16 protein-coding genes are annotated in these 18,439 nt (G+C 68.1%); 7 read left to right on the plus strand and 9 right to left on the minus strand.

The window, feature by feature from the left end:
* Window positions 1-7 precede the first annotated feature (7 nt).
* The 5 genes from QE385_RS01500 to QE385_RS01520 all read right to left on the minus strand — a co-directional run bounded on the left by QE385_RS01500 (window position 8) and on the right by QE385_RS01520 (window position 7,075).
* Window positions 8-3,238 (minus strand): efflux RND transporter permease subunit, encoded by a 3,231-nt coding sequence (locus QE385_RS01500; RefSeq protein WP_307098370.1) that lies wholly within the window; start codon window positions 3,236-3,238, stop codon window positions 8-10.
* Window positions 3,235-4,401 carry an efflux RND transporter periplasmic adaptor subunit gene (locus QE385_RS01505; RefSeq protein WP_307098371.1) on the minus strand — a complete coding sequence of 389 codons (1,167 nt, stop codon included), beginning with the start codon at window positions 4,399-4,401 and terminating at the stop codon, window positions 3,235-3,237. The genes QE385_RS01500 and QE385_RS01505 overlap by 4 nt, the downstream gene beginning before the upstream one ends.
* Window positions 4,398-5,657 (minus strand): TolC family protein, encoded by a 1,260-nt coding sequence (locus QE385_RS01510; protein ID WP_307098373.1) that lies wholly within the window; start codon window positions 5,655-5,657, stop codon window positions 4,398-4,400. Before QE385_RS01510 ends, QE385_RS01505 begins: the two co-directional genes overlap by 4 nt.
* 57 nt (window positions 5,658-5,714) lie before the next feature.
* Window positions 5,715-6,053, minus strand: a complete 339-nt coding sequence (locus tag QE385_RS01515; RefSeq protein ID WP_307098375.1) for a hypothetical protein — start codon at window positions 6,051-6,053, stop codon at window positions 5,715-5,717.
* A gap of 287 nt (window positions 6,054-6,340) precedes the next feature.
* Window positions 6,341-7,075 carry an SDR family oxidoreductase gene (locus QE385_RS01520; protein ID WP_307098377.1) on the minus strand — a complete coding sequence of 245 codons (735 nt, stop codon included), beginning with the start codon at window positions 7,073-7,075 and terminating at the stop codon, window positions 6,341-6,343.
* A 129-nt stretch (window positions 7,076-7,204) separates the two neighbouring features.
* Between QE385_RS01520 and QE385_RS01525 the strand changes: the two genes are divergently transcribed.
* The gene (locus QE385_RS01525; RefSeq protein WP_307098379.1) at window positions 7,205-7,516 is read left to right on the plus strand and encodes a helix-turn-helix transcriptional regulator; all 312 of its coding nucleotides are present in this window, start codon (window positions 7,205-7,207) and stop codon (window positions 7,514-7,516) included.
* Here the strand turns inward: QE385_RS01525 and QE385_RS01530 are convergent, their stop codons facing one another.
* Window positions 7,517-8,380 (minus strand): aldo/keto reductase family oxidoreductase, encoded by an 864-nt coding sequence (locus QE385_RS01530; protein WP_307098381.1) that lies wholly within the window; start codon window positions 8,378-8,380, stop codon window positions 7,517-7,519. It abuts the gene before it with no gap.
* A gap of 92 nt (window positions 8,381-8,472) precedes the next feature.
* Between QE385_RS01530 and QE385_RS01535 the strand changes: the two genes are divergently transcribed.
* Window positions 8,473-9,369 (plus strand): LysR family transcriptional regulator, encoded by an 897-nt coding sequence (locus QE385_RS01535; protein WP_307098383.1) that lies wholly within the window; start codon window positions 8,473-8,475, stop codon window positions 9,367-9,369.
* Here the strand turns inward: QE385_RS01535 and QE385_RS01540 are convergent.
* The 3 genes from QE385_RS01540 to QE385_RS01550 all read right to left on the minus strand — a co-directional run bounded on the left by QE385_RS01540 (window position 9,366) and on the right by QE385_RS01550 (window position 11,883).
* Window positions 9,366-10,196 carry an aldo/keto reductase gene (locus tag QE385_RS01540; protein WP_307098385.1) on the minus strand — a complete coding sequence of 277 codons (831 nt, stop codon included), beginning with the start codon at window positions 10,194-10,196 and terminating at the stop codon, window positions 9,366-9,368. The genes QE385_RS01535 and QE385_RS01540 overlap by 4 nt on opposite strands.
* Before the next feature lie 72 nt (window positions 10,197-10,268).
* Window positions 10,269-11,099 (minus strand): 23S rRNA (adenine(2030)-N(6))-methyltransferase RlmJ, encoded by an 831-nt coding sequence (locus QE385_RS01545; RefSeq protein ID WP_307098387.1) that lies wholly within the window; start codon window positions 11,097-11,099, stop codon window positions 10,269-10,271.
* Between the two features lie 217 nt (window positions 11,100-11,316).
* Window positions 11,317-11,883 (minus strand): pseudouridine synthase, encoded by a 567-nt coding sequence (locus tag QE385_RS01550; protein WP_307098390.1) that lies wholly within the window; start codon window positions 11,881-11,883, stop codon window positions 11,317-11,319.
* A gap of 164 nt (window positions 11,884-12,047) precedes the next feature.
* Between QE385_RS01550 and glyA the strand changes: the two genes are divergently transcribed.
* The 5 genes from glyA to QE385_RS01575 are packed head-to-tail and all read left to right on the plus strand — an operon-like array spanning window position 12,048 to window position 18,439.
* Window positions 12,048-13,358 carry a serine hydroxymethyltransferase gene (glyA, locus tag QE385_RS01555; protein WP_307098393.1) on the plus strand — a complete coding sequence of 437 codons (1,311 nt, stop codon included), beginning with the start codon at window positions 12,048-12,050 and terminating at the stop codon, window positions 13,356-13,358.
* A 21-nt stretch (window positions 13,359-13,379) separates the two neighbouring features.
* Window positions 13,380-14,633 (plus strand): sarcosine oxidase subunit beta family protein, encoded by a 1,254-nt coding sequence (locus tag QE385_RS01560; protein WP_307098395.1) that lies wholly within the window; start codon window positions 13,380-13,382, stop codon window positions 14,631-14,633.
* An 11-nt stretch (window positions 14,634-14,644) separates the two neighbouring features.
* Window positions 14,645-14,929 (plus strand): sarcosine oxidase subunit delta, encoded by a 285-nt coding sequence (locus QE385_RS01565; protein WP_307098397.1) that lies wholly within the window; start codon window positions 14,645-14,647, stop codon window positions 14,927-14,929.
* Window positions 14,926-17,907 carry a sarcosine oxidase subunit alpha family protein gene (locus QE385_RS01570; RefSeq protein WP_307098399.1) on the plus strand — a complete coding sequence of 994 codons (2,982 nt, stop codon included), beginning with the start codon at window positions 14,926-14,928 and terminating at the stop codon, window positions 17,905-17,907. Before QE385_RS01565 ends, QE385_RS01570 begins: the two co-directional genes overlap by 4 nt.
* Window positions 17,900-18,439 carry a sarcosine oxidase subunit gamma gene (locus QE385_RS01575; RefSeq protein ID WP_307098401.1) on the plus strand — a complete coding sequence of 180 codons (540 nt, stop codon included), beginning with the start codon at window positions 17,900-17,902 and terminating at the stop codon, window positions 18,437-18,439. The genes QE385_RS01570 and QE385_RS01575 overlap by 8 nt, the downstream gene beginning before the upstream one ends.

Here is an 18,439-nt window from a genome sequence, read left to right on the forward strand (position 1 = left end):
CCCCGGATCAGGTCCGGGCCAGGCGTTCCGCGCCGGAGCGTTCCGGTGCCCTGGTGCGGCGCGAGACCCAGGCCGCGATCGCGGGCAGCACGACCAGCGTCAGCGCGGTCGAGGTGATGAGGCCGCCGATCACCACGGTCGCCAGCGGCCGCTGCACCTCCGCGCCCGTGCCGGTCGCCAGAGCCATCGGCACGAAGCCCAGCGAGGCGACGAGCGCCGTCATCAGGACGGGACGCACCCGCTCCATCGCGCCTTCGGCAATGGCCTGGTCGTCCGCCTCGCCCATCTCGCGGTGGCGGGCGATGGCGCTCATCATGACCAGTCCGTTCAGCACTGCCACCCCCGACAGCGCGATGAAGCCGACCGCCGCCGTGATCGAGAAAGGGATGCCCCGTATCAGCAGCGCGAAAACGCCCCCCGCCAGCGCCATCGGCACCGCCGAGAACACGATCAGGGCGGGCACGAAACCGCCAAGCGCCATGAACAGCAGCGCATAGATGGCGAGGAAGCAGATCGGCACCACCAGCATCAGGCGAAGCTGCGCCGATTGCAGGCTCTGAAAGGTCCCGCCCCATTCGGTGTACATGCCCGGCGGCAGGGTCATCTTCGCGATCCGCGCCTCCGCTTCCGCAACGAAGCCGCCCAGGTCGCGGCCTCGGACATTGACCTGCACGGTGATCATCCGCTTGCCATTCTCGCGGCTGATCTGGTTGAGCCCCTGGGTATAGTGGAAGCTCGCCACTTCGCGCAGGGGAACCGAGCGGGCGGTCTGCCCCTCGGCGGCGGGGAGCATCACCGGGATGGCGCCCAGCGTGTCGATATCGTCGCGCTGCACGTCGGGCAGGCGCACGACGACCGCGAAGCGGCGATCCCCCTCGAATAGCAAACCGGCCTCGCGTCCGCCGAGCGCCGCCGCGACGGTCGCCGCGACCGCATCGACCGACAGGCCCAGACGCCCCGCCGCCTGACGGTCGATCCGCACGTCGAAGGTCGGCGCGCCGTCGGTCTGTTCGACGCTGACATCCGCCGCGCCTGGGATCGTGCGCACGGCATCGGCGATCTTCTGCCCTTCGTCCCCCATGGCATCGAGGTCGTCGCCATACAGCTTGATCGCGACATCGGCGCGAACGCCCGCGATCAGCTCGTTGAACCGCATCTGGATCGGCTGCTGGATCTCGGTGCGGTTGCCGATGACCTGCTTCATCCGTTCCTCGATCCGGCGAATGATGTCGGCCTTGGTCCGCACCTCGGCGGGCCACTCGCTCTCGGGCTTGGGGATGACATAGGTGTCCGACGCGTTGGGTGGCATCGGATCGGTGCCCAGATCGGCATTGCCGTTCTTGGAAAAGACCAGCGCCACCTCGGGCAGCGTCTTCAGCGCATTCTCGATCCGCATCTGCATCTGCGTCGACTGGTCGATCGAGGCGGAGGGCACGCGGAAGTTCGTGACGGTGATATCCTTTTCGTCAAGCTGCGGCATGAACTCCTCACCCAGCCACCCGAAGCCCAGGATCGCGGCCACGAACACCGCCGCCCCGCCCAGCACGAAGGGACGCGGCCGGGCGATCGCGCGGGCGAGCACGGGGGCATAGCGCGCCTTGAACCAGCGGATCGGCCGCACTTCGGTTTCCTCGACGCGCCCCTTTATAAAGATCGCGATCATCGCGGGTACGAAGGTCAGTGAAAGAATGAAGGCGCAGCCAAGCGCGATCATCAGCGTGATCGCCATGGGTGCGAAGGTCTTGCCCTCCACCCCCTGGAAGGTGAGGAGCGGCGCGAAGGCCAGGAAGATGATCGCCTGGCCATAGACGGTCGGCCGGATCATCTCGCGCGCCGAGGCGGCGGTGGTCTCCAACCGTTCCGCGCGGGTCAGCAGCCGTCCTTCGACATGCTGCCGCTCGGCCAGATGGCGCAGCGCATTCTCGACGATGATGACCGCCCCGTCGACGATCAGTCCGAAGTCAAGCGCGCCAAGGCTCATCAGATTGCCCGAGACGCCCAGCATGTTCATGCCGGTCGCGGTCATCACCATGGTGATCGGGATGACGGCCGCGGTGATCAGCGCGGCGCGGACATTGCCGAGCAGCAGGAACAATATGACGATGACGAGCAGTGCGCCCTCGAACAGGTTCTTGCGTACGGTGGCAATGGTGGCATTGACCAGTTTCGAACGGTTGTAGACCGGCTCCGCAAAGACGTCCGGGGGCAGGGTTCGGTTGATCCGGACGAGCTTGTCGGCGACGGCGGTCGACACGATGCGGCTATTCTCGCCGACCAGCATCAGCACGGTCGAGATGACCGCCTCGGACCCCATGCGGCTGCCTGAGCCGGTGCGGACCGCGCCGCCGATCGTCACCTGGCCGACATCGCGCACCCGGACGGGCACGGCATTGCGTGTGGCAATCACCGCGTCCTGAATGTCTTCGACCGATTTCAGCCGCGCGTCGGCGCGTACCAGAAAGCTCTCGCCCGCGCGGCGGACGTAATTCGCCCCCGCCGAGACATTGGCGCGCTCCACCGCATCGGCCAGCTCGGTCATGGAAACGCCATAGGCGGCCAGCGCGGACAGGTTCGGCTCGATCAGATATTGTTTGACATAGCCGCCGTTGGAATCGACCCCTGCCACCCCCTTCACGGTGCGCATCTGCGGCCGGATGATCCAGTCCTGCACGGTGCGAAGATAGGCAGCCTTGGCGAGTTCGGTGGTGAGCCTTTCGCCCTCGGGCGTCAGATAGCTGCCGTCGCTCTGCCAGCCCGGCCTGCCGTCTATCCGGGGCGCACCACGCCCATCGGGATGGCGAAAGGCGATCGAATAGAAGAAGATTTCGCCCAGGCCGGTACTTAGCGGAGCGAGATTGGGCTGGACCCCGGCGGGCAGGCTGTCCCTTGCCTGGGCCAGTCGCTCGGCGATCTGCTGGCGCGCGAAATAGATGCTGGTGGCATCGGTGAACACCGCCGTTATCTGGCTGAAGCCGTTGCGCGACAGCGAGCGGGTCATTTCCAGACCCGGAATGCCGGCCAGCGCCGTTTCGATGGGAAAGGTCACCTGCTTTTCCACATCGACCGGGCCCAGCGCAGGAACGAAGGTACTGACCTGCACCTGGCGATTGGTGACGTCGGGCACGGCATCGATCGGAAGCTGCGTGATCTGCCACGCGCCGACCGCGATAACGGCCAGCGTCAGGACCGCGACCAGCCAGCGCAGCCGGACCGAGCCGGACAGGATGGCGGCGATCATTCCTCGCCCCCCATATCCTTTTCGAGTTCCGCCTTGATCAGAAAGGCGTTGGTCGTGGCGATTTTCGTGCCCGCCGTGATCCCGTCGGCGATGGCGACCATGCCGCCCGCCCGGCCCGCGATCCTGACCGGCCGCGCGCGGAAGCCCTGCGCCGTGCGGACGAAGACCACCTCCTGCTCGCCCAGCGTCTGCACCGCGTCTTGCGGGATCATGATGCTATTCCGCGCGGCACCGCCGCTGGCGAATATATGGGCCTGGACGAGCTGACCCGGCGCGAGCGCGGCCGTGGAGGCAAGCGGAGTGACGATGACGGTGGCGGTGCGCGACTGGGGATCGACAACCCCGGTCGCGGCGCGGACCCGGCCCGCAACGGTCTGCCCTTCGCGGGTGACGAGTTCCACCCGGTCGCCGTCCCGGATTCGCGCGGCCTCCGCCGGGGGTACGGCGGCCGCGATCTCCAGGCGGCGGGGATCGGCGACGCGGAACAGATTGGCCTCGGCGGCGACATATTGCCCCAGCTTCGCCTCGGTCAGGGTAACGCGCCCGGATATGGGGCTGGTGACGGCGACGGAGCGTCCGTCCCTCGTCACCCGCGCCGCGCTCGCCGCCGCACTCGCGCGACGGGCATCGGCCTGCGCTACGGCGAGATTGGCTTCCGCCGCCTCATAGTCTGCGCGCGGCGATACGCCCTGCGCCAGCAGCCCGCGCTCGCGGGCGAATTGTCGCCGGGCCAGCCCGACGCGGGCCATGGCGGTGGCGCGATCCGCGGTGATCTGCGAGGCGTCGCGGCTTTCGATCAACGCCAGCGTCTGTCCGGCGCGTACCGTGTCCCCCATGCGGACGAGAATGCGCGTGACGGTTCCCGGCACGCGGGCGGTCAATATGGCATCCCCGTCCGGCATGGCCTGCACGGTGGCGGTGGCGATCACGGCCTGGTCCAGTTCCCCCGTGCCTGCGGCCGAGACGGCGATCTGCGAGGCCGTTATGGCCTGCGGCGAGATGGCCAGCGTGTCGCGGGGCCCGGTCTTGGTCGAAGACGGAGAGGCGGGGGGAGGGGTGGGGGGAGCGCTGGGCTGGGTCAGCTTCGCGGCGGCGAAGCCGAGCGTGGCCGCCGCCGCCAGGCCGAGCGTGGTCCCTGCGTAAAGACGATATCGGGCGGTCATTGGACCGGTTCTCCGGTAATGCTGAGGCCTGCGAGGCGAGCGAGTGAGGCGCGCGCGTCGAAGCGTGCGATGTCGGCGTCCAGAATGACGCCGCGCGCGGCGCCGAGATTGTGGCGAGCGCTCAGAAGCTCGCTCAGCGGGGCCTTGCCCGCCTCATAGGCAAGGCGGGCCAGCCGATAGGCTTCCTCCGCCGTCGCGAGCGTCCGGCGTGCCGCGACACCCCGCGCGTCAGTCGCCGCGATCAGGGCCCGTGCGGAATGGGCGCCTGCTTCGGCTTCCAGTCGGGCGGCGGCGGCACGCGCCTCGCGGCCCTGCAACTCAGCCTGGGCGGCGGCGATATTGCCGCGATTGCGATCGAACACCGGCAGGGGAATCGTCACGCCTGCGACGATGGCGGGCCCTCTGGCGACCCGCAGCTGACGTACCCCTAATTGGGCGGTGATATCGGGCGTCGCGTGCCGCCGCTGCACGGTGACGGCCTGGGCGGCGGCCTCGCGTTCGGCCATGGCGAGCCGCACGGTCGCGCTTTGGAGCGGGTCGACCGGACCGCTCGGCGGCTGCGCAATCACACGATCGATGAGGGACTCCGCCAGACCCGTATAGGGCGTGGGCGATCCCGCCAGTGCCGCCAGCCGCGCAAGCGCACCGACCCGCTGCGCATGGGCGATTTCCAGGTCCGACTCCATCGTATGCAGCTCGGTCTCGGCCTGGACCTGGCGCAATCGGGCTTCCTTGCCCGCCGCAACCAGCGCGCGGGCGACCTTCAGCACGTCGGTCGCTTCCTCGACCTCATCCTCGGCCAGAGCGATGCGACGGTCCGCGATTTCGGCGGCCGCATAGGCACGCGCCAGTTCGGTCGCGAAGGCGCTGCGCCCTTCGACCCCGCGCGCCGACGCGGCTGCCACTGCGGCATCCCCGGCGGCGATCCGCACGGCGCGCTTGCCGCCGAGTTCGATCGGCTGGTCGATTTGAAACGTCGTCTGCTGCTGGTCGCGGGCATTGGTGCGCAGGTCGCCCGCGAAATTCTCGCCATAGAGATTGATCGACGGATTGGGGCGCGCCCGCGCCTGTTCGGCATGGCCACGCGCCTGCGCCACATCGGCGTCGAGCACGGCAACGCGCGGCGCATCGCGTGCCCGACGCAGCAATTCCGGGAAAGGAGGCGCGGTCTGCGCCCAGCTCGCACCGGCAGGGCATAGCGCCGCCAGCGTACCGGCAAGCGCCATCATGCGCGCCCGGCCAATATAACCGTTCATATCTTCGCTGTTCCTGCCACATGGGAAGCCTGTTGGCGCCGAAGCGCCCAACCGGGCTCAGCGGCGCGGGGGCCTCAGCAATGTCGCGGGGGCGATACCTCCGAGCCGGTCTTCCGTGGCGATCGTCCAGCGGATGGCGGGGGCGTCGATCATGCGCGTGAGGGGCGTGACGCCGGCATGGACGACCCATTGGCCGACCGTATGCGCAAGCGCATGAATGGGCGCATCGGGATCGCTGTGCGACCCGGCATGGTCGTGCAGTATGACGACGGCATGGACGGCATCTTCATCATGCACCATGGCGCTATGCCAACCCGACAAGCCGATCAGCCCGGACACCGCCAGCAAAGCCAGCGCAGCGCTCAGAAAGACGGATCGGACGTGACGGGTCGCCATAGACACGAGCATGTCCTGCCGGACTGGTTGAGGCAAGCCCGCCGCGATCTTCGATCGCGCAGGATCGCCCGTGACGAGGCCGTCATTTGGCAGATCATTCCGCCATTGCCATGAGGCATGGACGCAAGTCGACGCGCGCTGCCGTCACGGGAAGGGCAGCGCGCGTCGTGTTTTCAGGGCCTTATCCAGCGATCGGTCGGACGGGCTGGCGAGTATCGGGGCAGAGTTTACGGATCATACCCGCCCAATTGTCGGCTGCCCCTCCGACCGAGGGGCGATCACCGGTCTTATGCCGTCGCGCCGCCATCGATGTTGAGCGTCGTGCCGGTGATATAGCTCGCATCCGGTCCGGCGAGGAATGCGACCGCACCTGCGATCTCCTCGACCTTGCCATAGCGGCCGAGCGGGATCGCTTGCAGCACCTGCCCCGCGAATTCGCTGTCGGCGGGGTTCATGTCGGTGTCGATCGGTCCCGGCTGGACGGTGTTGACCAGGATGTTGCGGGACGCGAGGTCCTTGGCCCAGCCGCGTGCCAGTGCCGCCACCGCTGCCTTGGTCGCGCTGTAGACCGTGGTCGCGGGGAAGGCCATTTCGCCCGAGATGCTGCCGATCAGGATGATCCGGCCGCCGTCGCGGAGATGCGGCAGGGCCGCGCGGGTGCCGACATGGAGGCCCTTCACATTGACGCCGAACTGGCGATCATAGGTCTCGTCGGTATCCTCGGCGAGCGTCGAGAATTCGGCGACACCGGCATTGTGGACCAGGATGTCGATCCCGCCCAGGGCCGCGGCGGCCTGTTCGACGCCCGCGCGCTGCGAGGCCGGATCGGCGGCATCGGCCTGGAAGGCGAAGGCGGTGCCGCCCGCGCGTTCGATCGCCGCCACGGTTTCGTCGGCAGCGGCTTTGTTGCCAGCATAGGTGATCGCCACGGTCGCGCCATCCGCTGCCAGCCGCTTGGCGATGGCCGAGCCGATGCCGCGCGATCCGCCGGTGACGAGCGCTGTCTTGCCTGTAAGGGGCATGTGCATTCTCCAAAACTGGGCCCGCGATCACGATGTCGTGCGCTGTCGGCAGGTGGGAGATGGGGGCACACTTCAAAGGTTCAATAATCCCGAACTATTAAATCTACCTTGGGGCCCTATATCTGCCGCATGCCCCGCTTCACCCATCCCCGGCTGGAGGACGTCCCGCTCGATCTGGCGCTGCATGCGCTGGCCGATCCCAATCGGCTGGCCATGGTGGCGCGGCTCGCCGCGACCGAGCGGCTGAGCTGCACCGACGCCGCCCCGTGCGAGTCCATTCCGAAGAGCACGCTGTCCAACCATTTGAAGCTGCTCCGCGCAGCCGGGCTGATCGAGACGACGCAGGCGGGACGCGAGATGATCAACACGCTGCGCCGCGCCGAATTCGACCAGCGCTTTCCCGGCCTGCTCGACGCGGTGCTCGCCAATCGACCGGCCTGATTACCCGCCGATGGCGTTCAGCTGCGCCACCGCATCCTCGGGCAGCGTCAGAGAGGCTGCGGCGAGGTTTTCGTGAAGATGCGCGACCGACGAGGTGCCGGGGATCAGCAGGATGTTGGGCGAACGCTGGAACAGCCAGGCGAGCGCCACCTGCATCGGCGTCGCCTTGAGCCGCGCCGCCACGTCGGACAGCGCCGCCGACTGGAGCGGGCTGAACCCGCCGAGCGGGAAGAAGGGCACATAGGCGATGCCCTCCGCCGCCAGCGCGTCGATAAAGCCATCGTCGTCGCGGTGGGCGAGGTTGTACTGGTTCTGGACGCCGACGATCGCGGCGATGTCGCGGGCTTCCTTGAACTGCGTCGGCGTCACGTTGCTGAGCCCGATATGACGTACCAGCCCCTGGCGTTGCAGGTCCGCGACCGCCCTTAGCGGCGCGGCGAGCGACCCTTCCGCCGGACCGTGGACGTCGAACATCAGCCGCAGGTTGACGACGTCGAGCGTCTCCAGCCCCAGGTTCGTCAGATTGTCCTCGACCGCGCGGGTCAGTTCGTCCGGTTCGAACGCGGGCAGCCAGGATGCATCGTCACCGCGCCGCGCGCCGATCTTGGTCACGATCAGCAGGTCGTCGGAATAGGGGGACAGCGCTTCGCGGATCAGCCGGTTGGTGACATGCGGGCCGTAAAAGTCGCTGGTGTCGATATGGTTGACCCCAGCCTCGACGGCGGCGCGCAGGACGGCGAGCGCGGCATCGGGGTCGCGCGGCGGACCGAACACGCCCGGTCCGGCGAGTTGCATCGCGCCGTAACCCAGCCGCTTCACTTGGCGCCCTGCGAAGGAATAGGTGCCTGCCTGGTCGATCGTCATCGTCATGTCTCCTGTGCTGGCCCCGAAATACGGCTTGCGGATCATCGCGATAAGCCGGAGTGATCCGTACGGGCTGTACGGAAAACCGAACGATGAAGGCGGACCTTGCCGATCTCAACGCATTCCTGGCGGTCGCCCAGGCGCGTGGCTTTCGCGATGCGGCACGCACCGTCGGGTCGAGCGCCTCGACGCTAAGCGAAGCCGTGCGGCGGCTGGAGGCGCGGCTGGGCGTCCGGCTGCTCCATCGCACTACGCGCAGCGTCGTGCCGACCGAGGCGGGGGCGCGGTTGATCGAGCGACTGGCCCCGGCGCTGGGCGAGGTGGAGGCGGCGCTCAACGTCGTGAACCTGTTCCGCGACCGCCCGGCGGGGACGCTCAAGCTCAACGTGCCGGTCAGCGCGGCGCGGCTGGTGCTGCCCGCGATCCTGCCCGGCTTCCTGGCCGCCTATCCCGACATCCAGGTCGAGATCGTCGCCGAGGACGGCTTTGTCGACATGGTGGCATCGGGCTGCGACGCGGGCATCCGCTATGACGAGCGGCTGGAGCAGGACATGATCGCGGTGCCGATCGGCCCGCGTAGCCAGCGTTTCGCGACGGCGGCGGCACCCGCCTATCTGGACGCGCGGGGGAGACCAAGCCATCCGCGCGACCTGCTCGACCATGCCTGTCTGCGAGGCCGCTTCACCAGTGGCGCGCTGACCAGTCCATGGGAGTTCGAGCGGTCCGGCGAGATCGTGCGCATCGAGCCGCAGGGACCGCTGATCGCCAGCGTCTCCGGCGCGGCGGATCTGCTGGTCGATATCGCCATCGCGGGCGGCGGGATCATCCACCTGTTCGAAGACTGGTTGCGGCCGGTGCTCGCCAGCGGCGCGCTGGAACCGGTGCTGCCCGACTGGTGGCAGTCCTTCTCCGGCCCGTTCCTCTATTATTCGGGACGCCGTCTGGTGCCGCCACCGTTGCGGGCGCTCCTCGATTACATTCGCACCTAGAGCATCGCGAGTGGTTCGGGACCACGTGGGGGCGGAAAGAGCCAGTCGAGGCGGTGCAATTCGGCGTCGGACAGGGTGAGGTCCAGTGCGGCGCGGTTGTCCCGCACATGCGCGACCGATCCGGCCTTGGGGATGGGCAGGACGCCGTCCCGCCCCAGCAGCCAGGCCAGGGCGAGCAGCGCGGGCGTGACGCCGCGCTCCCTGGCCATGGCGGCAAGCTCGGGATGCGCCAGAAGGCGGCCTTGCTCGACCGGGCTATAGGCCATGACCGGCATGCGATGCTGCCCGAGCCAGGGGATCAGGTCATATTCCGGACCGCGCCGGGTCAGGTTGTACAGGATCTGGTTCGTTTGGCAGCGTTCGCCGCCGCTCGCGACGAGTTCCGCCATATCGTCCATGTCGAGGTTGCTGACGCCCCAACGCAGGATCTTGCCCGCCGCGACCAGCCGCTCCATCGCCTCGACCGTCTCGGACAGCGGCACATTGCCCCGCCAGTGCAGCAGGTACAGGTCGAGCCGGTCGGTGCCGAGCCGGTCGAGGCTCGCCTCGCAAGCCCGCTGGAGCCGATCGCGCGAGGCATTTTGCGGATAGGCCTTGCTGACCAGGAACACTTCGTCGCGCAGGCCCGCAATCGCCTCGCCGACGAGGCGCTCGGACTCGCCGTCGGCATACATCTCGGCGGTGTCGATCAGGGTCAGGCCGAGCGACAGCCCTTCGCGTAGCGCAGCGATCTCGTCGGATCGGCGGGCGGCGTCTTCGGCCATCATCCAGGTGCCTTGGCCCAGCGCGGGGACGGTCGTACCGTCGGGAAATCGGATCGTCTTCATGCGGCGGTCAACGTCCGCCCGGTGAGATGGTGCCGCTGGAGGAAAGCAAGGAGCAGGGACTGCGCTCTGCCCTCAATCGTTCAGCCAGTCCGCCGTGATCACGCCGCTATGTCCTTCCGGCGCCAGCGCGGCGCGCAGCGCTTCCAGCAGCGGCGGCAGCGCCTGGGTGAAGGCATAGGGCGGATTGACTATGAAGAGGCCCGCGCCGTTATAGATGCCGGGCTGATCGGCATCGTACAGCCAATGTTCCACCGACAGGAATTTCGGGATGCCGAGCCTTCGCAGCTGGTCCTTCCACCTCTGATGCGTCGCGCGGTCTTTCAGCGGATACCAGATGACCGTCACGCCATGGGCCCATTTGCGGTGCGCCGCGGCGAGGGTCGCGGTGATGCGGGCGCGTTCGTCGGTCTGCTCATAGGGCGGATCGACCACCACGACGCCGCGACCGGTGCGGGTCGGCAGCATCGCCAGCCAAAGCTCATAGGCATCGCGCTCATGCACGGCCGCGGGCGTACCGCGCATCGCGCCGCGTAGCGCACGGGCATCCTCGGGATGCTTTTCGTTGAGGATCAGCAAGTCCTGCGGGCGCAGCAGCTGCGCCAGGAATTGCGGCGAGCCGGGGTAGAGGCGCGGTTCCGCTCCGTCATTCACCGCCTGCACGGCGGCGCGATAGTCGTCCAGCAACGGGTTCGGATCGGCAAAGGCCCGCACCACGCCCTGCACGGCTTCGCCGGTGCGTTGCGCCTGCTCGCCGCCAAGGTCGTAAAGCCCGCAACCGGCATGGGTGTCGATCAGGGTCAGTGCACCCTGTTTCTGCTGCAAGGCCCGGACAAGGGCGATCAGCAGGCTGTGCTTCACGACATCGGCGCTGTTGCCGGCATGGAAGGAATGGCGATAATTCATGGAAATCCAAAACTCTGCCGATTGGCCTAATGCGATCTGCCGTATGGGAAAGCCGATCGCGAGACGATGGCGGCAACCCATCCGCAGCTCGTATGAGCCGGGCGGAAGCCGTCAAGTCGCCTCCGGGCGAAGCCTCAAATCAGGTTTCGCGGTCGGCGGCAACCGGCAACGGGCAGGGGCGCGGCCTGCAATGCCTCCGGTCGTCCGCCAGACAGCGTCATCGCTCCGATTTGCCCGGCGGAGAAACCTCCTCGAACGCGCCCGGCGCGATCCCGGCGACGGACCAGTCGCCGATCGACCAGCGGACCAGCCTCAGCGTGGGCAATCCGACCGCCGCCGTCATGCGCCGCACTTGCCGGTTGCGGCCTTCGCGGATCGTGATCTTCAGCCAGCTGTCGGGGATCGACTTGCGCTGGCGGATCGGCGGATCGCGCAGCCACAGGTCCGGCGCGTCGATACGCGCGACTTCGGCAGGCAGGGTCATGCCATCCTTGAGCCGGACGCCCCGCCGCAGGCCCTCCAGTTCCTGGTCCTGCGGATCGCCTTCGACCTGTACGAGATAGGTCTTGGGCATCTTGAAGCGGGGATCGGCAATGCGCGCCTGCAGCCGCCCGTCATCGCATAGCAGCAACAGGCCCTCGCTATCCCGATCGAGCCTTCCGGCGGGATAGACGCCCTTCACCGCGATGAAGTCGGACAGGGTCGCGCGGACCGTCGGCGATCCGCGGTCCGTGAATTGCGATAGGACCCCGAAGGGTTTGTTGAACAACAGCAGGCGGCTCATCCCGCGCTCATATCGCCGGGCTGTGGCTTTGTCTTCTGGCGCAGGGCGCCGCCGGTCCACCCGCGTGCGCCGTGTCGCAAATCTTCGGGGCGTGCGGCGCACGCATCCCGGCGGCGGGGCGGGCGAGGCATCATCCTGCCCAAAGCGTCGGGGGGAGCTTGGACATGATGACCTTGGACAATTGCGGGGAGGACGCTGGCGCTCCGTTCGTTGGCGGAGCGCTGCGGGACGCCGACCCCGCCGTCGCGGCGGCGATCGAGGCGGAATGGGTGCGCCAATCCGACAAGCTGGAACTGATCGCGTCGGAGAATATCGTCTCCACGGCGGTGCTCCAGGCGCAGGGTTCGGTCCTGACCAACAAATATGCCGAGGGTTATCCGGGGCGCCGCTATTATGGCGGCTGCGAGCATGTCGACGTGACCGAGCAGCTCGCCATCGACCGGGCGTGCGCGCTGTTCGGCGCGCGGTTCGCCAACGTCCAGCCGCATTCCGGCGCCCAGGCCAATATGGCGGTGCAGTTCGCGCTGATGAAGCCCGGCGATACGCTGATGGGGATGAGCCTGGCGCATGGCGGGCATCTGACCCATGGCGCGGCGCCGACCTTTTCGGGCAAGTGGCTGAACGCGATTCCCTACGGCGTGCGCGAGGAGGATCAGCGGATCGACTATGACGCGGTCGCCGAGCTGGCGCGGGACTATCACCCCCGGCTGATCATCGCGGGCGGCTCTGCCTATCCGCGCCAGATCGATTTCGCGCGGTTCCGGGCGATCGCGGACTCGGTCGATGCGGTGCTGATGGTCGACATGGCGCATTTCGCGGGACTGGTGGCGGGCGGTGTCCATCCCAATCCGCTGGACCATGCGCATGTCGTCACGACCACGACCCACAAGACGCTGCGGGGACCGCGCGGCGGCCTGATCCTGACCAATGACGAGGCGCTGGCGAAGAAGGTCAACTCGGCCATCTTCCCCGGCATCCAGGGCGGGCCGCTCGAGCATGTCATCGCGGCCAAGGCGGTCGCGTTCGGCGAGGCGCTGCGCCCGTCCTTCCGGGACTATGCCCGGCGCGTCGTGGACAATGCCCAGGCCCTGGCCGCCGCGCTGGCCGCGAACGGCTATACCATCGTGTCCGGCGGCACCGACACCCATGTCGTGCTGGTCGACCTGAGGCCCAAGGGCCTGACCGGCAAGCGTGCCGAACAGATCTTGGATGCCGCCGGCATCACCTGCAACAAGAACGGCATCCCGTTCGATCTGGAGAAACCCGCCGTGACATCTGGTATCCGTCTCGGGAGCGGCGCGCTGACCAGCCGCGGCTTCGATGTCGCCGCCTTTCAGGAGGTCGCGCGGCTGATCAACCGCATCCTCGACGCCGCCTCCGCCGGGGACGTGCCCGATGCGCTGATCGAGCAGACGCGGGGCGAAGTGGTCGCGCTGTGCGCCCGCTATCCGATCTACGCGACGGCGCGCGGCTGACGGCCGGGAAGGGGAGGGACGATGCAGCGCTTTTCCGCATTCTCGCTGTTCCGGGAGGGACTGGGCGGTCACAAGGGGTGGAAGCCACAGTGGCGCAACGCCAGCCCCAAGCCTTCCTATGACGCGATCATCGTCGGCGGCGGCGGGCATGGACTGGGTGCGGCCTATTATCTGGCCAGCCGGTTCGGCATCCGGAATGTCGCGGTGGTCGAAAAGGGGTGGATCGGCGGCGGCAATACCGGGCGCAACACCACCATCATCCGTTCCAACTATCTTTTCGACGAGAGCGCCGCGCTCTACGACCATGCGCTGAAGATGTGGGAGGGGTTGAGCCAGGAACTCAACTACAACGTCATGTTCTCGCAGCGCGGCGTGATGATGCTGGCGCACAACATCCACGACGTGCAGGTCTTCAAGCGGCACGTCCATGCCAACCGGATCAACGGCGTCGACAATGAGTGGCTAACGCCGGAGGAGGCCAAGGCCTTTTGTCCGCCGCTGAACATCTCGCCCGACATGCGCTATCCCGTGCTGGGCGCCGCGTTGCAGCGGCGGGGCGGCACCGCGCGGCACGATGCGGTGGCCTGGGGCTATGCCCGCGCCGCCGACGCGCTGGGCGTCGACATCATCGAGAATTGCGAAGTCACCGGCATCCGCCGCGACGCGAGCGGCGCGGTGACGGGGGTGGAGACGACGCGCGGTTTCATCGGATCGAAGCGCATCGGCGTCTCGGCGGCGGGGCATACCAGTGTGGTGCTGGGCATGGCGGACGTCCGGCTGCCGCTGGAAAGCTATCCGTTGCAAGCCCTGGTGTCGGAACCGGTAAAGCCGATCTTCCCCTGTGTCGTCATGTCCAACACCATCCACGCCTATATGAGCCAGTCCGACAAGGGCGAGCTGGTGATCGGGGCCGGGACCGACGCCTATACCAGCTATACGCAGCGAGGCGGCCTGCACATTGCCACGCACACGCTGGAGGCGATTTGCGAGCTGTTCCCGCAGTTCCGGCGGATGCGGATGCTGCGCAGCTGGGGCGGGATCGTCGACGTGACGCCCGACCGCTCGCCGATCATCGCCAGGACGCCGGTGCCGGGCCTGTACGTCAATTGCGGCTGGGGCACGGGCGGGTTCAAGGCAACGCCCGGCGCCGCGCATCTGCTGGCCTACACCATCGCACGCGACGAGCCGCATCCGATCAACGCCCCCTTCACGATCGAGCGATTCCGCGACGGCCAAATGATCGACGAGGCGGCGGCCGCCGCCGTCGCCCACTGAGAGGCGCGACCATGCTTATCATCCCCTGTCCCTATTGCGGCGAGCGGCCCGAGCTGGAGTTCAGCTATGCCGGAGAGGCGCATATCGAGCGTCCGGCCCGGCCGGCCGAGCTGACCGATGCGGAGTGGAGCACCTATCTCTACACCCGGTCCAATCCCAAGGGGCGACATGCCGAGCGCTGGCGTCACCTCCATGGCTGCGCCCGTTTCTTCAACGCCATCCGCGACACGCGGACCGACGCGTTCGTCGCGACCTACAAGGTGGGCGAACAGCCGCCCGAGGGAGAGCGGGCATGACGACCGGCCATCATCGCATCGCGCCGGGCCGCGTCACCACCGGACGCACGCTGCGCTTCACCTTCGACGGGAAGGGGTATACGGGGCAGGAGGGCGACACGCTCGCTTCGGCATTGCTGGCGAACGGCGTGCACCTGGTCGGGCGGTCGTTCAAATATCACCGGCCGCGCGGCATCATGGGCGCAGGCGCGGATGAGCCCAATGCGCTGGTGGGCATTCGTCGCGACCGGGCACGCTATACCCCCAATCTGCTCGCCACCCAGGTCGAACTCTATGAGGGGCTGGATGCGGTCAGCCAGAACCGGCACCCGAGCCTCGAATGTGACCGCATGGCGATCAATGATCGGCTGTTGAGCCGCTTCATTCCGGCGGGCTTCTACTACAAGACGTTCATGTGGCCCAAAAAGGCGTGGGACCGGCTGTACGAACCGCGCATCCGCGAGGCGGCGGGGCTGGGCGTTGCGCCGTCCGATCCCGATCCCGATCACTATACGCAGCGTTACGCGCATTGCGACGTGCTGGTGGTCGGCGGCGGACCGGCGGGGATCGCGGCGGCGCGGCAGGCGGCGGAAGCGGGCGCGCGGGTGATGCTGTGCGACGATCGCCCCCGGATCGGCGGATCGCTGCTGGCGGCGGCCGACACCATGATCGACGGGCTGTCGGCGACGGAGTGGCTGACGCGGGAGCTGGCGGCACTGGCCGCGTTGCCGGGCGTTACGCTTTTGCCGCGCACGATCGCCTTTGGCTATTATCCGCACAACTGGATCGGGCTGACCGAGAAGCTGACCGATCATCTCGCGAACCCGGCCGAGGGCATGCCGCGCGAGCGGCTGTGGCAGGTGCGCGCCCGGCAGGTCGTGCTCGCCACAGGTGCGATCGAGCGGCCGCTGGTCTTCCCCGACAATGACCGGCCCGGCATCATGCTGGCGGACGCCGCGCGCACCTATCTCCAGCAATATGGCGTCGCGGTCGGGCAACGCGTCGTCATCGTCGGCGCACACGACAATGCCTATCGCGTCGCGCACGAGATGGCGGCGGCGGGCGTGACGGTCGCGATGGTCGCGGACATTCGCCCGCCGTCCGCCGCATCGGGGGCGGCACAGGCGGCGGGACTGCCGGTCGCGACCGATGCCAGGATCGAGGGGACGACCGGCGGCCTGCGGGTCGCGTCCATCACCATCACCGCGCAGGGCAAGACCGTGCGTCACGACTGCGATGCGGTGCTGATGGCGGGCGGCTTTACGCCCAGCGTCCACCTCTTCTCCCAATCGCGCGGAAAGCTGGCCTGGGACGAGGGGCTCCAGGCCTATCTGCCCGACGTCTCGGCCGAGGCGGAGCGATCGGCGGGCGCGTGCCGAGGCCGGTTCGCGCTGGCCGATGCGCTGGCCGACGGTATTGCGGCGGGGCGGGACGCGGCGTCGGCGGCGGGCTTTACGGCGTCAGGCCCGGCCGTGCTTCCCTCCGTCGCGCTGCGCCATGTGCAAGGCCATGGCGGCCATATGGGCGCGGCCCCGACGTCGCGCGATCTGGGCAAGGCCAAGGCGTTCGTCGACTGGCAGAACGACGTCACCGCCCGCGACATCCTGCTGGCGACCCGCGAGGGGTTCCTGTCGATCGAGCATGTCAAGCGCTACACGACCACGGGCATGGCGACCGACCAGGGCAAGCTGTCCAATATCAACGCGCTGGGCATCGTGTCGGAGGCCACGGGGCGGTCGATCCCGGAGATCGGGCTGACCACCTTCCGCTCGCCCTATACGCCGGTCACGTTCGGGGCGCTGGCGGGCCATGCGCGCGGCGACCTGTTCGATCCGGCGCGGATCACCGCGATCCACGACTGGGCCAGGGAGCAAGGCGCGGCGTTCGAGGATGTCGGCAACTGGCGCCGCGCGCATTACTTCCGGCGTCCCGGCGAGGACCTGCACGCCGCCGTCGCGCGCGAATGCGTGGGCGTAAGGCGGAGCGTCGGCATCTTCGACGCCTCCACCCTCGGAAAGATCGAGATCGTCGGGCCGGATGCGGCGGAGTTCATGAACCGCTTCTTCGTCAATGCCTGGACCAAATTGGGCGTCGGCAAGTGCCGCTATGGCGTGCTGCTGCGCGAGGACGGCTTCGTGATGGACGACGGCGTGGTCGGGCGGCTGGCGACGGATCGTTTCCATGTGACGACGACCACCGGCGGCGCGGCGCGGGTCCTGGGCATGATGGAGGATTATCTCCAGACCGAATGGCCGGACCTGAACGTCTGGCTGACTTCGACGACCGAGCAATGGTCGGTGATCGCGGTGCAGGGCCCGAAGGCGCGCGAGGTGATCGCGCCGCTGATCGAGGGGCTGGACATATCGGCCGCCGCCTTCCCGCACATGAGCATCGCGGATGCCCGCATCTGCGGCGTGCCGATGCGGCTGATGCGGGTCAGTTTCACCGGCGAGCTGGGCTTCGAGGTGAACGTGCCGAGCGGTCATGGTCGCATGGTGTGGGAAGCCATATGGGAACGCGGCAAGGCGTTCGACATGGTGCCCTATGGCACCGAGACGATGCACGTCCTGCGCGCCGAAAAGGGCTATATCATCGTCGGGCAGGAAACAGACGGGACGGTCACGCCCGACGATGTCGGCCTGTCCTGGGCGATCGGCAAGGCGAAGCCCGATTTCGTCGGCAAACGCTCGCTCGCCCGTCCCGCGATGACGGTGCCCGATCGCAAGCAGCTGGTCGGCCTGAAGAGCCTGGACGGTCGAACGGTGCTGGAGGAGGGCGCGCAGATCGTGGCGCCGTCGGCGGCCACGACGCCGATCGGGCATGTCACCTCCGCCTATCGCAGCGCCGTACTGGACGCACCGATCGCGCTGGCGCTGGTGCGCGGCGGCCGCCAGCGTCTGGGCGAGACGCTACACGTGCCCATGCCGGGCGGGCCGATCGCGGTCGAGATCGTCTCCCCCGTTTTCTACGATCCGGAAGGCACCCGCATCGATGTCTGATCTCTCCCCCGCTTCGCCTTTCGCGGCCGGTAGCGCGTCGGTCCGTCCGCTGGACCATTTCGGCCGCGCCGTGCTGCGCTGTCCGGCGGCGAGCCTCGACCTGGTCGCCGAGCGGCTCGGCATCGTCCTGCCGCGCGAGGCTTGCCGCTCGGCGATCGAGGCGGATGTCGCGGCCCTTTGGCTGGGGCCGGACGAATGGCTGCTCCTGGCGGCGGATGCGCGCGATGACTGGGTGGCGACGCTCCAGGCGCGGCTGGGCGATGCCGTGTGTTCGCTGGTCGATGTCAGCCATCGGCAGGTCGCGCTGGAGATTGCGGGCGGGCGCGTGACCGCCGAGACGCTGTTGGCAAGCGGCTGCGCGCTCGACCTGTCGCTTCGCGCCTTCCCGGTCGGGATGTGTACGCGGACCATGTACGACAAGGCGGAAATCATCCTCTGGCGCCGCGCGCCGGACCGTTTCCATCTCGAGACGTGGCGGTCCTTCGCGCGCTATGTCGAGGGGCTGCTCCACGTCGCGGAGACCGAGGCGTAG

Source organism: Sphingomonas sp. SORGH_AS_0950, from assembly GCF_030818415.1.
In the GTDB taxonomy this organism is placed as follows: Bacteria; Pseudomonadota; Alphaproteobacteria; order Sphingomonadales; family Sphingomonadaceae; genus Sphingomonas.

Excerpts from the sequence above, each read along its gene's own strand:
- QE385_RS01545 (WP_307098387.1), bottom strand. The coding sequence starts at position 11,099 with ATGAATTATCGCCATTCCTTCCATGCCGGCAACAGCGCCGATGTCGTG.
- QE385_RS01540 (WP_307098385.1), bottom strand. The coding sequence starts at position 10,196 with ATGAAGACGATCCGATTTCCCGACGGTACGACCGTCCCCGCGCTGGGC.
- QE385_RS01520 (WP_307098377.1), bottom strand. The coding sequence starts at position 7,075 with ATGCCCCTTACAGGCAAGACAGCGCTCGTCACCGGCGGATCGCGCGGC.
- QE385_RS01565 (WP_307098397.1), top strand. The coding sequence starts at position 14,645 with ATGCTTATCATCCCCTGTCCCTATTGCGGCGAGCGGCCCGAGCTGGAG.
- QE385_RS01550 (WP_307098390.1), bottom strand. The coding sequence starts at position 11,883 with ATGAGCCGCCTGCTGTTGTTCAACAAACCCTTCGGGGTCCTATCGCAA.
- QE385_RS01530 (WP_307098381.1), bottom strand. The coding sequence starts at position 8,380 with ATGACGATCGACCAGGCAGGCACCTATTCCTTCGCAGGGCGCCAAGTG.
- QE385_RS01560 (WP_307098395.1), top strand. The coding sequence starts at position 13,380 with ATGCAGCGCTTTTCCGCATTCTCGCTGTTCCGGGAGGGACTGGGCGGT.
- QE385_RS01535 (WP_307098383.1), top strand. The coding sequence starts at position 8,473 with ATGAAGGCGGACCTTGCCGATCTCAACGCATTCCTGGCGGTCGCCCAG.
- QE385_RS01570 (WP_307098399.1), top strand. The coding sequence starts at position 14,926 with ATGACGACCGGCCATCATCGCATCGCGCCGGGCCGCGTCACCACCGGA.
- QE385_RS01510 (WP_307098373.1), bottom strand. The coding sequence starts at position 5,657 with ATGAACGGTTATATTGGCCGGGCGCGCATGATGGCGCTTGCCGGTACG.
- QE385_RS01575 (WP_307098401.1), top strand. The coding sequence starts at position 17,900 with ATGTCTGATCTCTCCCCCGCTTCGCCTTTCGCGGCCGGTAGCGCGTCG.
- QE385_RS01500 (WP_307098370.1), bottom strand. The coding sequence starts at position 3,238 with ATGATCGCCGCCATCCTGTCCGGCTCGGTCCGGCTGCGCTGGCTGGTC.
- QE385_RS01515 (WP_307098375.1), bottom strand. The coding sequence starts at position 6,053 with ATGGCGACCCGTCACGTCCGATCCGTCTTTCTGAGCGCTGCGCTGGCT.
- glyA (WP_307098393.1), top strand. The coding sequence starts at position 12,048 with ATGATGACCTTGGACAATTGCGGGGAGGACGCTGGCGCTCCGTTCGTT.
- QE385_RS01525 (WP_307098379.1), top strand. The coding sequence starts at position 7,205 with ATGCCCCGCTTCACCCATCCCCGGCTGGAGGACGTCCCGCTCGATCTG.
- QE385_RS01505 (WP_307098371.1), bottom strand. The coding sequence starts at position 4,401 with ATGACCGCCCGATATCGTCTTTACGCAGGGACCACGCTCGGCCTGGCG.